Annotated in this window: 10 protein-coding genes and 1 pseudogene; 3 read left to right on the forward strand and 8 right to left on the reverse strand. The window is 70.4% G+C overall.

Translation table 11 applies throughout. The features are described from left to right. Positions 1-1,620: 1,620 nt before the first annotated feature. The 5 genes from ABTY59_RS35905 to ABTY59_RS35925 form a co-directional block, all read right to left on the reverse strand. Positions 1,621-2,355, reverse strand: coding sequence for a helix-turn-helix domain-containing protein (locus ABTY59_RS35905; RefSeq protein ID WP_352023349.1), 735 nt, complete (start codon positions 2,353-2,355; stop codon positions 1,621-1,623). A gap of 10 nt (positions 2,356-2,365) precedes the next feature. Beyond that, positions 2,366-3,430, reverse strand: coding sequence for a transposase family protein (locus tag ABTY59_RS35910; RefSeq protein ID WP_352023350.1), 1,065 nt, complete (start codon positions 3,428-3,430; stop codon positions 2,366-2,368). Positions 3,431-3,616: 186 nt separating this feature from the next. After that, positions 3,617-4,588 carry a terpene synthase family protein gene (locus tag ABTY59_RS35915; RefSeq protein ID WP_352023352.1) on the reverse strand — a complete coding sequence of 324 codons (972 nt, stop codon included), beginning with the start codon at positions 4,586-4,588 and terminating at the stop codon, positions 3,617-3,619. Positions 4,589-4,627: 39 nt separating this feature from the next. After that, positions 4,628-6,058 (reverse strand): cytochrome P450, encoded by a 1,431-nt coding sequence (locus tag ABTY59_RS35920; RefSeq protein WP_352023353.1) that lies wholly within the window; start codon positions 6,056-6,058, stop codon positions 4,628-4,630. 2 nt (positions 6,059-6,060) lie between these two features. Continuing rightward, positions 6,061-7,236 carry a polyprenyl synthetase family protein gene (locus ABTY59_RS35925; RefSeq protein WP_352023354.1) on the reverse strand — a complete coding sequence of 392 codons (1,176 nt, stop codon included), beginning with the start codon at positions 7,234-7,236 and terminating at the stop codon, positions 6,061-6,063. 385 nt (positions 7,237-7,621) lie between these two features. On the opposite strand from ABTY59_RS35925, the gene ABTY59_RS35930 reads away from it, so the two are divergent. Then, positions 7,622-9,076 (forward strand): recombinase family protein, encoded by a 1,455-nt coding sequence (locus ABTY59_RS35930; protein ID WP_352023355.1) that lies wholly within the window; start codon positions 7,622-7,624, stop codon positions 9,074-9,076. Positions 9,077-9,111: 35 nt separating this feature from the next. Here the strand turns inward: ABTY59_RS35930 and ABTY59_RS35935 are convergent, their stop codons facing one another. Both ABTY59_RS35935 and ABTY59_RS35940 read right to left on the reverse strand, forming a co-directional pair. After that, positions 9,112-9,630: an erythromycin esterase family protein gene (locus ABTY59_RS35935; RefSeq protein WP_352023383.1), complete on the reverse strand. Its 519-nt coding sequence runs from the start codon at positions 9,628-9,630 to the stop codon at positions 9,112-9,114. Then, positions 9,515-10,540, reverse strand: a pseudogene (locus ABTY59_RS35940) (erythromycin esterase family protein); the annotation flags it as partial. The gene ABTY59_RS35935 and the pseudogene ABTY59_RS35940, both read right to left, overlap by 116 nt. Positions 10,541-10,746: 206 nt before the next feature. On the opposite strand from ABTY59_RS35940, the gene ABTY59_RS35945 reads away from it, so the two are divergent. Further along, positions 10,747-11,562 (forward strand): S1 family peptidase, encoded by an 816-nt coding sequence (locus tag ABTY59_RS35945; protein ID WP_352023356.1) that lies wholly within the window; start codon positions 10,747-10,749, stop codon positions 11,560-11,562. 911 nt (positions 11,563-12,473) lie between these two features. Here ABTY59_RS35945 and ABTY59_RS35950 read toward each other — a convergent pair. Next, positions 12,474-12,626, reverse strand: coding sequence for a hypothetical protein (locus ABTY59_RS35950; RefSeq protein ID WP_352023357.1), 153 nt, complete (start codon positions 12,624-12,626; stop codon positions 12,474-12,476). 593 nt (positions 12,627-13,219) lie between these two features. On the opposite strand from ABTY59_RS35950, the gene ABTY59_RS35955 reads away from it, so the two are divergent. After that, positions 13,220-14,365 (forward strand): calcium-binding protein, encoded by a 1,146-nt coding sequence (locus ABTY59_RS35955; protein WP_352023358.1) that lies wholly within the window; start codon positions 13,220-13,222, stop codon positions 14,363-14,365. Positions 14,366-15,108: the final 743 nt, after the last annotated feature.

The following is a 15,108-nucleotide window of genomic DNA, read 5'->3' on the forward strand; positions in this document are numbered from 1 at the left end:
CGGTCCCCGTACCAGCTCGCGATCGGCGCGATCAGGTCCCACGCCCAGAAGGTGAGCGTGAAGCCGATGGTGGCCATCACCACTCCCAACGGCGCTACGCCGCTGCGCGGCGCCGGGCTGGCTGCCTGAGGGGCAGCCACCTGCGGTGACTGTGGGGTGGCGGGGTTGAGTTGAGGGGTGCGGGTGCGGGGTGGGGGTTGATTGTGGTGCGGCACCCGCCTGCGGCGGGTGGTGGTTGCTGTTAAGTGGGTTGTTTTTGTGGGTGATTGATGGAGTGTTGGGTGGGTGGGATTCCGGGGTGCGGCCCCTGCGGGGCCGACTGCGCGGGTGTGCCCTTCGTGGGTGTTCTGTCGGGGCGCGCCGGGTGGTGTTCCTCGGGACTTCAGGGCTCTGGAGAGGTATTGCTCTACGTGATGATAGAGGGAGGTGCAGATTAAAGGCGTGGTCTAGACCGTTTAAATGTGAGGGTGAGCCGGGTCCGGGTGCCGCACCTGCCCCGCCACACCGGGAAACCCGAACCACACTGGCCGCCAACCACCCAACTCACACAGTCATATGACGAAAACGCAAAACCCAGACCCCCAAGGAGCCCTGGCACGCCATCAACACCCCATACAGAAAACGCATAAGACGAACCACCACACACCCCTCCCCCGCCGCTCAACACCAGGGGCCGCCAGCCCCGCCCCACACCACCCCCCAGACCCGGCACAGCACAGCAGCCGTGACCGCCACAGACACCGCAATGCCCACCCTCCGAAGAACAGGGCGCAGCAGCAGGCTCCCGGGCCGGCGGACGGGCACCGGCACGCCTCGCTGCCGGATGGGAGGCCTCTCTGCCCACCCCGGCAACACGGCCGACCCCCATCGCCAGACCATGGTCAGTCCACCGGCTCACAGCCCACCCATCCACCTGGGACAACAGCCTGAGAACCTCGCAAGACCCCACTCACCACCACCCCCACACCACGAGGCAACATGTCCCCTTGGCGTCGGCCCCCGAAGGCCCAGCAGGCCGTCAGAGACACCAGGCAACGGGGCGCAGGCGCACCGACGGTACACCCGCTGCCGACCGGACAATCACCGGTCAACAGAGCCCAGACGCCGCCCGGGCGCGGAAGCCGGAGGGAGCGGGAACCTGCGGCTCTCCGTCGGCACAGGGCAACGGCGGCAGTCACACGAGCGCAGCACCATTCAGCATCAGGAGCCGCTCCATCGTGTATACGGAAAACGCATAATGCATACACAAAATGCCCCGTATGCAGAAACTGCATCACCTGCACAGGAACTGCAAGGCCTCAGGGCGATAGCACGGTGGTAAGAGAGGCTCCGCGGCTGTCATCCAGCCGGCACCACAGCAGCCGGCCCGGCCCCGGGCTCAACCGTCATACAGCCCAGCAACCCCCACAGACACCGGGAACCGCCCCACGCACCGCCAACACCTCGAGCATGGTGGGCCATCCCCGCGCAAGCGAGGAACAGACTCTGCGGTGCAGCCGGCTGTCGGCATTCGCTGCATCCCCGCGGCCGCGGGGAGCGGCCGGGATTGTTCGATGGCTGGCACCCTCTGCAGGGACCACCCCCGGGGGCTTCGTTGTCCATCCCCGCGCGGACGGCCCATCAAGCGGCCCTCTCGGCGCCCGTCCCCTTCAAGTACACGACGTTGCCGCTGGCAGAGTTACCGGAAGAGGCCTGCGCTCTCGCAGCAGCGATCGCCTCAACAGCGGACTGGTGGGCCCTGGCCCATCCCGCACCGTACTCGTGCGCACGACCTGCGGCCTGAAGCCAGGGCTCCAGTTCCACTAGTTCGAGTACGTAGCAGGCTCTCAGGAACGCCGCGGTCTGGTGGGGGTCGACGGGAAGGGTGTCGCCCGCGATGACGCGGCGGGCGGTGCTGGTGGGCAGTGACCACGAGCCCGCGATTCGTTGCATCTCCCCGGGCGTGGGGTAGCCGGCCCAGATGTGTTGCCGACGCAGGGCACGGCTGAGACCTGCCCGGGAGGAGATCAGGGTCGGGTCGGGGGCTTTGTGGACGTCGTACGGCGCGCGGGTTGCACGGCGAGCCCGAATCCACAGTTCCAGGCCTTGGTGGAGGCCGCTGGTGAGTCCGCCGCCGAATTCCTCGTCCTTGGTGAGGGTCATCAGGATGAACTCCTCGACGGTTTCCCAGGAGGGGACTTTTTCACCTGCCGCGGCGCGCTTGAGCGTCGCTGCGGACGGGGTTTCCTTGGTCTGCGGCAGCCGCGCCATCTGTTCGTAGGTGAGCCCGGCGGCGGCCTTGCGGCGGCGCAGGAAGTCCGCGAGCTTCGCGCGTGCCGGAACGGCGCGGTTGACCGGCTTCTCAGGGCGGCCCATTGCGGTCGCCTCAGTTGCGCGAGCTGAGGTAAGCGCGCACGAGGCGGCTGGCGCGACCGGCTCCTCGGGGCCTGCCAGCAACCACCACCGCAACGATCGTGGTCCCGATGCCGCCGGCTCCGCCGATGAGGAGCCGGACGTCCTGAACGATCATGCCGAGGCTGGCGAGGATCGCAGCCGTGACGATGCACGCGATGATCACGAGTGCATGTGGCATGCCGAATCGGCCCGGGCCCGCTGTGGAAGCGGTCCCGCCGCCGTCGATCGTGAGTGCATCTGAAGTGTTCGCCAGTACGGCGTCCGCGCCGGACGCCGTCAACTTGGTGGCCGCGGCGTTGGTCGCGCCGCCGAGGAAGCGTTGTTGCAGGTAGGGCTTGAAGCGGTTGATGTGGCCGTTGGGGCGGCGTTCGCGTGCGGAGGCGAGGATCTGGTCGAGGTCGGTGGTCAGGTAGTGGCGCACCGTCTTGCGGTCCCGGCCCAGGCGGTCGGCGATCGTGCTGATCGTCCAGCCGCGTTCGCGCAGCTGGTGGATGTCTGTGTGCCACTGGCGGACTCGGGCCAGGAGCTGCCCGCCTGGTGGGTCGCTCGGCTCCGGTGGTCCGATCAGCGCCGTCAGGGATGCGGGGTCGGACGGCGCCTGGCGCTGGTCCAGATCGTCGATCCCGGCGTCTTTGCGCAGGCAGACGCGGTGCTGGTGGGCGGTTCGTTCGACTGCACGGACGAGCGAGTACAGCAGGTGCCACCTGCCTGCGACCTGGATTGCGTCGGGTGCCGCGCGGGCACCGGCCCGGCCGCCGAGGGCCAGCCCGATCGCCTGCACCATCCGGGCCAGGGCCGTCGTCCGGCGCCGGTACCGCGCGGTCAGGCTCGAGACCTGTTCCGCCATGGTCCGGCGGGAGCACGGGCCGTTGTCGCGGAAGAACCGGCGGACCCGCAGACGCAGCAGCACCCGCCGACCGTCCAGCGGGCGGTCGGCCAGGCGCCTCATGTACGTGCTGTGTACACGCGACGCCGACCCGCCGCACGACGGGCATGACACCGTCGGCTGCCGAGCACGCGGGGCGATCCACACCACGCCTCTCCCTGCTGAAGTTCAAGAACCTCAGCGTCCTGGGCCGCTACGGCATTGAAGGGAACTGTCGGGAAGATCGGAGGGCAGGGCCAAAAGAGCGAGAAGAAGGGGCAGGGGTGGGATGTTCCGGCCCGGTCGCTGTCGGCGCTGGGGTGCGAACTTCGGGTCATCGCGGAGCTGTGAGTGAGGTCAGTAGCGCTCGGCCAGACGTTGGTAAGCGGGAAGTCCCCCGATCCAGTCCCGCATGGAAGCAATCATGGTCATGGCAGCACGGCGTTGTTGGAGATCCAGCTCGAGCCGCGGCAGTTCGAGGTGGAGGTCCTGCTCTGCCGCGAGAAATCCGGCCACGGCTTCGTGTACGTAGCTGACCGCTTGGGCCATGGCCGCGGCGAGGGAGGAGCCGTTCTCGTGGGCCAGCATCATCACCAGGTTCGTGGATTCGCGGGCCGCGAGTTCCTTGGGCAACGAGTAGATGTCATTGATGAAGTCCACTGCGTCCGTCGAGGTCCTGACGCAGCGCCGGTAGGCATCGCTGGCCCTGACGATGTCAGGGACCTCGCAGTTCAGGACGATCTCGTTAAGGTCGTACAGGAGCGGAAGAGCGCCGTTGACACGACGCCGGAGCACATACGCTTCGACGCTCACCCATTCTCCGGCGTCGTTGGCATGCCGCTCCTCCAGCAGAGAACCGATCAGCTGGTTGAGTGTTTCCCCAAAGCGTTCACGCCAGGCAGCGGAGCCGCGCGCGCAGGTCTGATCGAACAGATCCGCGAAGGCGGCAACAAGGGCGTCTCCCGGAGGCACCGGCCGGGCGCCCAGTACCTCCTGCAGTCCGCGCGTGGTGACCGTGAAATCGATGGTGCGATCGACGGAGGTGTCATCGAACACCAAGCACCATGCGAACCAGCGTGTCATGAGAGACAGCCCGCTGCGTGACGCCTCCGGAACGCTCACCGCGGCGGCTAGATCGGGCGCCGAGACGGACAGACAGTCTCCGGCTTTGGGGAGGTCGATCAGTCCGACCCGCTGGATCCACCAGCGCACGTCCTGCGCGCAGTAGTCGCGGTAGGGATTCATGCGGGTGGGGAAGGGCAGAGCGAGATCGGGAATTGCCACTTCCTCCGATGCCCACGCGTCCCACGGGCCCCGGTCAACGACCACGGTCGAGCCTCCTACTCCTCTTCATCCGCTGCGGAAGATCTAGGCGACGACGTAAGGACTGAGGAGGGCGGCGGTGCCGCATTCTGATTGGCCATCATGGCCGTCCTTCCGCCGGGGCTGCTGGTCGGGAGTGAGGGTGGTGGCTGCGGGAGTGGTGACGCGAAGCCGTAGCCCCCGCGGCTGGAGAATGGTCAGTGGCCTGGGGGCGCGGAAGGCGGCTCGGCCGGGCGTTTCCAGGTGCCAGCGGTTCACGATGGCGGCCAGTGCGAGGACGGTTTCGGCGAGCGCGAACTGGTCACCGATGCATTTGCGGGCGCCGGCTCCGAAGGGCACGAAAGCATCACGCGGCGGTGCCGGGCGTGTCGTCCCGGTCCACCGCCCGGGGTCGAACAGCTCGGGATCGGGATACAGGTCGGGGCGGTGCTGGATCAGGTAAGGGCTGAGCACGACGGTGGTCCCGGCCTGGACGTGATGGCCGCCCAGGGGCGTGTCGGTGGTGGTGGTGCGCATCGAGAGCCAGACCGGCGGGTACAGGCGCAGGGTTTCGGTGATGACGGCGCGAGTCAGGGGCAGTTGCCGGGGGTCGGCGGTGTCCGAGGCGCGGCCGGCTTCGCGGCGCAGTTCGCGTTCGAGGTGGGGGTGGGTGGCGAGCAGGTGCATCGCCCAGGCGAGCACCACGGCGGTGGTCTCGGTACCAGCGAGGAAGAACGCCGTGGCCTGGTCGACGCACTCGGCGTCCGACAGGCCCTGCCCGTCGCCCTCGTTGTCGCGGGCACCCAGGAGCGTGGAGAGCATCGGGCCTGCATCGCCGCGGCCGCGCTGTTCGGAGACGTAGGCGGTGATGGTGGCGCGAATGCGTCCGACGGCCCGGCGGCAGCGGAGGTTCGCAGGCGTGGGCAGGGCATTGGCCCAGGACGGCTGGATCGCCTGGCGGTAGGCACTGGCGACCAGAGTGGCGGTGTCGCAGGCGAGCAGATCCCTGCTGGCGGGATCCGGTCCATTGCCGAACAGGGTTGCGATCAAGGCCTTGGAGGCGAGCTGCTGGGTCTCGTGCAGGACGTCGATGACCTGACCCTCGCGCCAGGTGCTGACGGCCTCGGCGAACTGGACGGTCATCGTGCGTGCGTAGCCGGGCAGCAGAGCGGGGTGGAAGGCGGGTTGCACCAGCCTGCGCTGGCGGCGGTGCTCGGAGTGCGGGCAGCTGATCAGGCCGTTACCGATGAATTCCCCGATCCGTTCGTAGAGGGGGCCGCCTTTGTCGAAGGCTTTGTCGTTGACCAGGACCTGGTGCAGCAAATGGGGGTCGCCCAGGACGAGGGCGGGGTGGGGGCCGATGCGGATGGCGACGAGGTCGCCGTGCTGCGGGAGCGAGCGCAGGAAGCTCAGTGGGTCTCGCAGCAGCGGCACGGCGTGTCCCAGCAGCGGCAGCGCTCCGGGCGCGCGGGAGATGGTGGCGGGTGTGTCGGCCATGGTTACGGCTGTGCCTCCAAGCTCGTGGTGCGAGCGAGGCCAGTGCCCGCCCTGTGCCCGGCAGCGGGGACGGGCAGGGATGGACCTTGAGGGGGTGATCGGTCCGGGCCGGCCAGACGGGCGGCGACCGTACGCAGAACGTTCACCGCGGCCGGGGGCAGGGCGGCTTCCTCCAGCGCCCGCAGGGCACGGCGGCGGCGCTCCTTGATCATCGTCTCGACCTCAGCGCGGGCGCCGGTGCCCTCCAGCACCGCGCGGATCCGCGCCACCTGCTCTGTCCCGAAGGCCGCCTGCCGGCCGCAGCAGGCGAGCAGCTCGCGCTCGACGGGGGCGGCCCGGCGCAGAGCCAGGGCCATTAGCGGGGTGTGCTTGCCCGCCTGCAGGTCCTCTGCCTCGGGCTTGCCGGTTGCGGCCGGGTCTCCGAACGCGCCGAGCAGGTCGTCGCGCAGCTGGAACGCCTCGCCCAGCGGCAGCCCGAACGCTGCGAGCACCGTGCGCACCTCGGCGCCGGCGCCGGCCAGCACCGCACCCAGCTGCAGCGGACGCTCCACCGTGTACTTGGCGCTCTTGTACCGGGCGATGCACAGCGCCACCTCCAGGTCGGCACTCGGTTGGCCGGTGGCGAGCAGGTCGAGGTATTGGCCGTACATCAGCTCGGTGCGCATCTCGTCCAGCAGCGTCGCTGCGGCGGCCAGGTGGCCTGCGTCCAGGTCAGCGGTGTGCAGCAGTTCGTCCGACCACGCCAGCGCGAGATCTCCGAGCAGCACGGCCGCACCCACTCCCAGCCACGCAGCGCCGGGACGGTCCGGGTGGCGGGCGGCGACGGCCCGGTGGGCGCTCGGGCGGCCCCGGCGGGTGGCGCTTCGGTCCATGACGTCGTCGTGGATGAGCGCGAAGGCGTGGAACATCTCCAGCGAAGCGGCCGCCTGCAGCACCGGGCCCTGGTCGCCGCTTCCCCCGCCCGCGTGCCAGCCGGCCATGCACAGCACCGGGCGGATCCGCTTGCCGCCGCAAAGGAGCAGCTCCCTCAGGACGTCGGTGACCTCCCCCGGAAATCCCTGTGCGGCCGCCCAACGCGCCTTGGCATCCAGGAAGGCGGCCAGGCGCTCATCAACGGCGCTCCGCACACCGGCAGGATCGAGCACTGAGGCGGGGAGCGGGACTGTGGTCTTGGACAATGGTGCCCCCTTCGACCGGCAAACGGCGGGCACACTCCCAAACCGGCTCAACCTGCCCCTTACCCTGGAACAGGACACGGCTCGCCTGACCGTGCAGGGCGCACAGAAGCGGTCCACCGCCCCAGAAGGCGCCGGGAAAGTCACCCCTGCGCCGGTGCGCGTCTCACACAAACGGTCCTTTGCCCGAGCAAGATCAAGGATGGGCCGCCGAACCCTTGCTGATCTCGGATCGGCTCGCACAACCCGTTCTCACTCAAAAGTAGGATGAGCCCTTCTGAGACTTGCGTTGTGCGAGAGTCCGGTCCTGTGACGGGCCCTCAGCAGCCTTCTCCGGCCGGCCACTCAGACGCGGACGACGTCGAACGGCACCCCTGTCCGAGGTGCGATGCGCAGCCCGGCTCATCGTGCCGCTCGCGCTCCGGCGCGGTCACCTCCGCCTACCACAGCGGCCGCTTCACGCTGGTGCCCCGGCCGAAGAAGGCACTGCGGGTGCCGACCCCCGCCGGCCGTCGGCCGGGCCAGCCGTGGCGGCCCGGCACCCCGCCCCCCGGCGCCGATCAATCCGGACCTGCCGAGCACGGACATCCGCATCGCCTACGCCCGCTGCTCGACGCTCGGGCAGGAACTCGGCTCCCAGCTCGACGCACTCGCGGGGCACGGCATCCCCCGAGACAAGGTCTTCAACGAGAAGATCAGCACTCGTATCCGCGTACGGCCCAAGTTCGAGGAGGCGCTGCGGACCGCGCGGGAGGTCAAGGCCCACGCCCCGCACTGCCGGGTCGTCTTCACCGTGTACGCGATGAAGCGGCTCGGCCGCGACGCAGCCGAAATCACCGCGCTCGCCGACCACCTCACCGCCCACGGCCTCATCCTGGAGATGCTCGCCGGGCCCCTGCCCGGCATCTACGACCCCACCGGGCCCGGGAAGTTGCTCTTCGCGTTCTTCGCGGCGATGGCGGAGACCGAGCGAGAGAACATCCGCGAGTCCACGCTGGAGGGGCTCGACACCGCGGCCCGCAAGGGCAAGCACGGCGGCCGGCCCCCGGTCATCACCGACGGCATGCTGCACACCGTGCTGCGCCGCCGCGCGGGCGGCGAGTCAGTCAAGCAGATCCAGCCCGGCCTGATCATCCCCACCGGCAAGTGCAAAGGACACAACCCCTCGGTGGCCAGCCTCTACCGGACGCTCGCCGAACACGCCAAGCGCGAGGCGTACCCCGAGGCCGTCGAACAGGCCCGCGCCGACTTCACCGCCCTCCAGGGCGACGACATCCCTCGGCCCGTCCAGACGCCCCGGCACTCAGCTCATGACCATGACCGTTCTCAGCGCCAACTGCTGTACCGATGTTCTCCGAGCCCGGGATGCGCCCGCCTCGCGCGGAGGGCTGTTCGCGGCGGACCCCGTACGAGATGCTGGCGGCGGGGTACCGACTCCGCGGCCTCTGACGCCTCTACTGTGCGTCCCGTGCCGCCGACTCGATTCCCCCTCTCTCCCCGGCTCCGCCCGCCCGTCCCGGCCGGATACCAGGCCTGCACCGAGGGGCATCCGGTGGCGACCGAGCCGCGCAGCCCCGCGCTTGCCCGGCTCGACAAGATCTGGACCGGGCGATATCACCTGTGGGACCCGGGCCATGGAGTCTCCAACGTTCCCTGCCCCCGCATCTCCAGGTGTGAAGGGCTGCCCGACGAGTACCCCGGCGAGCCAGTCGTCCCGGCGGCGGCGTCAGACCCGCCGCGTCACCGGTCTTACGGGCAAGATCACCCCGTGGCGGGTTTCTGGCGTATCCGGGTCATGCACATGGGGCCGGTCGGCTGCGACACCGCCGGCCGCCCCTGGTGATCTTCCCGGCGGTCCTCTACGAGGCGGCGGCCGCGCTACGGGGCGGACGCCCCACGCCGGAGCTTGTCGGCCGCGCGAACCCGATGGAGGTGGATGAGCGCGTCGTAGGCCCGGCCGAGGGCGAGGGACGGCAGGGGATCGGCGATGAAGGTCGAGCCGGCGTCGTAGACCGGCCGGGCACGGTCGAACCAGGCGCGCGCCGCGGCGGGCACGGTCCGCAGGTCCAGACAGAAGTCCCGGTACCCGACCCGGTCCAGGAGGTGCTCGTTCATCCCGGGGCGGGCCGCGGGGACGGTGACCGGCTTCCAGTCCCCGTCCAGGGCGGCGTCCTTGGTGAGGAAGGAGCCGCCGGCAAAGGAGAAGCCGATCGCGGCGTAGCCGCTGCCCAGGGTGGTCGCGCAGCACGGAGCCCTGGGTCCGCGGGTACATGTCCGGGTGGGTCGAGAGGTATCCGACGTGGCCGTTGTGGGCCGACAGCAGCATCCTGTGGCCGGTGTGGCGCTGCCACCACAGCACGTTGTCCGCCATGGCCCGGTCGCGCAGCTGCTCGGCAGCGGTGACCGAGGCCGGGTCGGCGAGGTCGACGGTGGCGAAGGCGAAGGTCTCCGCGATGTTCCGGGCGTGCCGCACCGTCCATGCGTGGTCGTCGTCGGCTGTCCGGTGCCCGGCGACCAGGTCGAGTGCCTCCTGGGCGCGTACGGCGTTCGCCTCGCGTTCCGCGACCGGTGTGCGCAGGTAGTCGAAGATGTCGTCGAGGGGGCGCAGCCCGGCGTACAACTCGGTCAGCCGGGACAGGGCTTCCGGCCGAGTCCTGCCGACGGACGACAGCACGCGCTCGAAGATGTGGTCGCCGAGCTTCGGAGCCCCGAGGTCGTCCCCCATGAAGTGGACCCGGTGGCCGGGGCGGCGGCGGTTGTGCTCGCGCATCCAGGCGATCAGACTGACGAACTCCTCGCGCTCCCAGGGAGAACCGGCCAGCGTCTTAGTCGCGATCCGCCTCGGATCGCCGGGGCCGCCCTGGAGGTACTCGTCGATCCTGAGCCCTGCCGGCCAGCTCATCTCCAGGGCGAAGGTGGTGAAGCCGCGCTCCTCGACGAGGTGCCGGAAGACGCTTTCCTTCATGGCAAAGAACTCGTGCGAACCGTGCGTGGCCTCGCCGAGGCCCACCACCTTCGCGCTGCCGACCATGGCGCTCAACGCCCTCAGGTCCCCGGCCCGGCCGCCGGGCTTTGCGGAACGCAGCGGGTGAGCGGCCCGTTCCAGGGACCGTACGATGCCGGTCTCCCGGTGCTCAGAGCCGGAGCCGGCGGGCACGGCCGAGGCGGCGGACCCGGCAGATCGGGTCGAGGACGCTCGGACGGCCGGTGGTGCGGCGGACGCGGGAGCGGTCACCGCCGTGGCAGCCAGCGCTCCCGTGAGCGCGAGGAACCCTCGCCGACCGGTCGTCCCTGTGTACTCCTGCATTGCGATCACTCCTTGCGCACGACGGCTCCCCGACCCGATGAAGTGATCTTCGTGTGCCGGGGCGCGGACTGCGCTGGGGTGCCCCACCGGCTTCTTCGGGGGACAGCCCCACCGCGTTCGCACCCGCTGGCGGGATGGCCCGGCGGATCCCTGACCAGCAGGGTTGATCGGGCACACCAGGATTCACGAGGAAGGGAACCTCCCCTGTGTTCAGCTTGAAGCCGGCCGGCCGCCGCGCGGCGCGCACCACTGCCGTCGGCGCGCTCGCCGTCGCGACCTGCGCCACTGTGATGGCCGGCAGCGCCGGAGCGATCGTCAACGGGACCGATTCCACGCAGCGTTATCCGTTCATGGCGTCGATCCCCGAGTCGGCCCCGACGCAGGGGGTGAACGACGGCAACTGCGGGGCGTCGCTGATCGATCCCCAGTGGGTGCTGACGGCGGCTCACTGCGTGACGGGCGAAGGCCCGGTCCTGGAGGGCATCGTCCGGATCGGCAGCGAGACGCGGAAGTCGGGGGGAACCGTCCGGGCCATCGAGCGGACGGTGGTTCACCCCGGCTTCGTCAGCGGTGACGGGAAGGCAGCCAACAAGCACGACATCGCGCTGGTCCGTCTCGACCGCCCGGTCTCTGAAAAGCCCATCAGGATCGCGGAGCGGGCCGGACGGCCCGGGACCCCGACGCGCATCCTGGGGTTCGGCACCACCGCCGACACCGAGTTCAGGTACGCGGAGCGCCTGCAGGAGCTCGAGACGCGTACGGGTGCCGTCGGCGAGTGCGCGCCCGGCTACGCCGACCGGGCCCGGCTGTGCACGATCAGCCGGGTGCCCGAGGCCATGGCGTGCTTCGGGGACTCCGGCGGGCCGCAGCTCCAGAAGGGCAGGTACGGGCGGTGGGAGCTGGTCGGGGCCACGTCGGGCCCCGGCGCCCCGGGGGTCGCCTGCTCGGCCGGTCCGGGTCTCTACGTCAACGTACCCGTGTACGCGGACTGGATCCGCGCGGCCCTCAGGCACGCCTCCTGACCCCGGTCACGGCTTCCCCTGGGCACGACGCAGCCCCGGGCTCCGTCAGACGTCTGTCGGGATGGAGCCATGGTGCGGGGCGCCGGGAGCCGCCCCCGGCGCCCCACACCATGGCAGACCGTTTCGCTCACGGCCTATGAAAACCGACTCTCGAACCACGCCGACACCCCGCCGACACCACCACGGCCGCCCGCCGCCGCCCGGTACGAGCCTGCGCTCTCGCCGCGTCCACGGCGGCCCTCCTCGTAGCGCAAACCCTGACGGAAAGCCCCGCGGCCGCCGCCACCCCCGACGCCGCCCAGGGCCCGCGGGGCGTCGCCGCCGTTACCTACAACCTGGGTGACCAGGCCCATCGGCTGCCCGGACCCGGCGAGCACAAGGTCGAACTCGGCGCCGTCACCCAAACCGCCCCCTCCCGCGCCCGCTACGTCACCGTCCCTGGCCCCCGCGGCGAACCCGGAGCCCTCGGGGCCACAGGGACCGAGAGGCCCCCAGGCGACCGACGCTGAGACGACTGCGGCACGCTCGAGAAGATCGCCGCACACGCCACAGCCCCCGATCCGCACGACGACCACGCCTGGCCGTCGACCAATTCCACCCGCTCGCCGCGCGCGGGCCCGCGGTCTCGATCCCCGGGCGGTCGCGACGCAGATGACGGAGCCGACGTCGGAGTCGACGTCGGAGTCGTTCGGCTTCGACCTCGCCATTTTCAGATCCTGGCTTCTTCCGGCGGAAAGGCACTGATGTTCCCGTGGCCGCAATTCATTGCCGCCACGGCGCCCTCGTCGAGCTGCTCGGCCGCCGGCACTGGACGGGAGCAGGACGCCCGGCGGCTCTCACGCCAGGCGCGGCTACCGGGCGGGGGTGCAGGGGACGACAGTGGTCTCGCAAAGGGCCCTCGGCGTAGACCTTCAGGGCGTCGGCCTCGCCCGGGTCGCCACCAAGTTCCAGCGGAGCCTGGTGGCGACCCACGCGGAGACGTACCGGCAGTGCGCCTCCGGCAGCGGCAGCATCCACTCCCGCGGGCCCTGGTCCGCCTTCGACCGGTTCGTACAAGCGGTCACCGCAACGAGCAAGGCCGGCACTGGCGGGCGCGAAATGGGGCCGGCGCCCCAACAACAGCCCGCCCCGCCCGCTCAGCCAGCCCCACGGGGCCGGTTCGTAACTCACCACGGTTTTCGTAACTCACCACGGTTGCGGGGCAATCCTCGGCAAGACCGAGGAGCGCCTGGCGCTCGTCCACGTCGGCGGCCAGATTCCAGCGCAGCTGGTGTGTGCGGGGCGGCGGCGTTCAGGCTCCGATGCCCGCCGAGGAGACGCAGGAGTAGGCGTTGAGCCGGAAATCACCCCGCCGGGTGCCGGACTCGCCCGGCCCGGCTTGACCCGCGCGGGTGTCATGGGCGAGTCATCCGGGTGGGATCGCCGCACTACAGGGCGCGTCTGTTGCGGGGACGGGCAAAGACGGTGCGAACACGCCCCGCCGGGGCGCTGTCTCCATCGTCCGTCCCGCCCAGGAGTAGATGTGATGTCCTCAAGGCCGACCGACTCGGCCGGCCGTACCAGCTGGTCGCTTCCTTGCCACTCGTCAGCCGGCCGTGGCCGGCGGAGCCGAGCGCTGACCACAGCGGTCGCGGTGGTCTGCGCCGGGTTCGCCCCGGTGACGCTCGCCGGCACCGCCCACGCGCAGGGCAGCTGCACCACGAGCGGCACCACCACCACCTGCGTCTTCACCAACCCCGGCGAGCATACGTTCGCCGTCCCCAGCGGCGTGACCAGCCTGTCCGTCACCGCCACCGGCGCCGCCGGCCAGAACGGCAGCACCCCGGCCAGCCTCGGCGGCACAGGCGCAACAGTCACCGGCACCCTCACCCCTCCCACAGGGATCACCACGCTCTATGTCAACGTCGGTACCGGTGGCGGCCATGGCGGCGCCACCGGCTTCGGCACCTCCGGCGCCGGCGGCGGCGCGAGCGACGTCCGCACCTGCAGCACCACCACAGCCGGCTGTGTACTCACCGGCAACACCAGTACCGATCCCCGTCTGATCGTGGCCGGCGGAGGCGGAGGCGGCGGAGCCGCCAGCGGCTTCGCCGGCTTCGGCACCGGCGGGGCGGGCGGCGCAGCCGGGGATGCCGGGCAGGCCGGCGGAAGCCGCGGCCCCCAGAGCGGAGGCGGAGGCGGCGGTGGCACCGCCACCGGCGGCGGGGCAGGCGGTACGGCGTGCAGCGCCGGCGCCAACGGCGCAGCCGGCGCCGGTACCGAAGGCGCAGGCGGTGTCGGCGGCGACGCGGGCATCTCGGGAGGCGGCGGCGGCGGGGCCGGCTGGTTCGGCGGCGGCGGTGGCGGCGGCTGCAACCTGGAAGGCATCAACAACCAGGGCGGCAGCGGAGGCGGCGGAGGCGGCTCGAACCGCGTTCCCTCAGGCGGCAGCTCCGGTGCCGGGACCGGACCGGCACAGGTGACCATCACCTATGAACGGCCCGTGACCTGCGCGACAGTGAACCCAGCGGATCCGCCTGCCGGGTACACGGTCATCACCGGCAACGACCGCAGCAATGTCCTCATCGGTACGAACGGCAACGACATCATCCTCGGGCGCGGCGGCGATGACGTCATCGAAGGCCGCGGCGGAAACGACGTACTGTGCGGCGAGGCCGGGAACGACGTACTACGCGGCGGCGACGGCAACGACCGCCTCGAAGCCGGCACCGGCAACAACGTCCTCGACGGCGGGCCCGGCACCAACACCAACATCAGCGGACCCGGAATCAACATCTGCACCCGACCCGCCTGCACCACATGACACCACCACCTACCCCACCGGTCCCCGCAGTGACGTTATGCAGGCCCGGCGGGGGGTGACGACACCTCGCGCCACCCCGCGGAACCCGCACGGACAGGTGCAGACAAGTACAGACACGTGGGGACGGGTAGGGACGGGTAGGGACGGGTGCGGACAGTCTCAAGTCCCTCGCCCGGTGACCGGGCCGAACCCGCCCGGCCGCCAGGCCAGACAACCCCGTCGACCACCACGTCCACCACGTCCACCACGTCCACCACGTCCACCACGTCCACCACGTCCACCACAGCAACGAACCGGTGCCGTACACCGACACGACCACCCGGACGCAACAGAGGCCGACATACCGCAAACGCCGCCGCACCCACTCCGCCTGACACGCGGCGCAGGCAGATCCCAGGCACATACGCGCGCCGAAACCGAGGCAAGGAGGCATGCCCACCCCACAGGCCCCCACCCACACAACCAACGGCTATAGCGGCGTAACGGCCAACACTCAGACCCGACCCAGGCGGGGAGCAGGAGATCGGCGGCATGCTCACACTCGTGACCCGAGAACCATCCCCACACGAGCAGGGAGCATGGAGCAGGATTCATAGGCTCGATGGGCCCGTAGGTGGTCCACAACATCAAACGATGTATCGGGACCGTCCTCGTACGAGTGGGGAGCAGAGGACGCTCTCCTGGGGCAGCGCGTACAGCTCGCGACCATTCCCGCGGGAGCGGGGAACAGGAGTAGGGGGCGA

The sequence above is a fragment of the Streptomyces sp. NPDC096079 genome (genome assembly GCF_040303145.1).
Classification (GTDB): domain Bacteria; phylum Actinomycetota; class Actinomycetes; order Streptomycetales; family Streptomycetaceae; genus Streptomyces.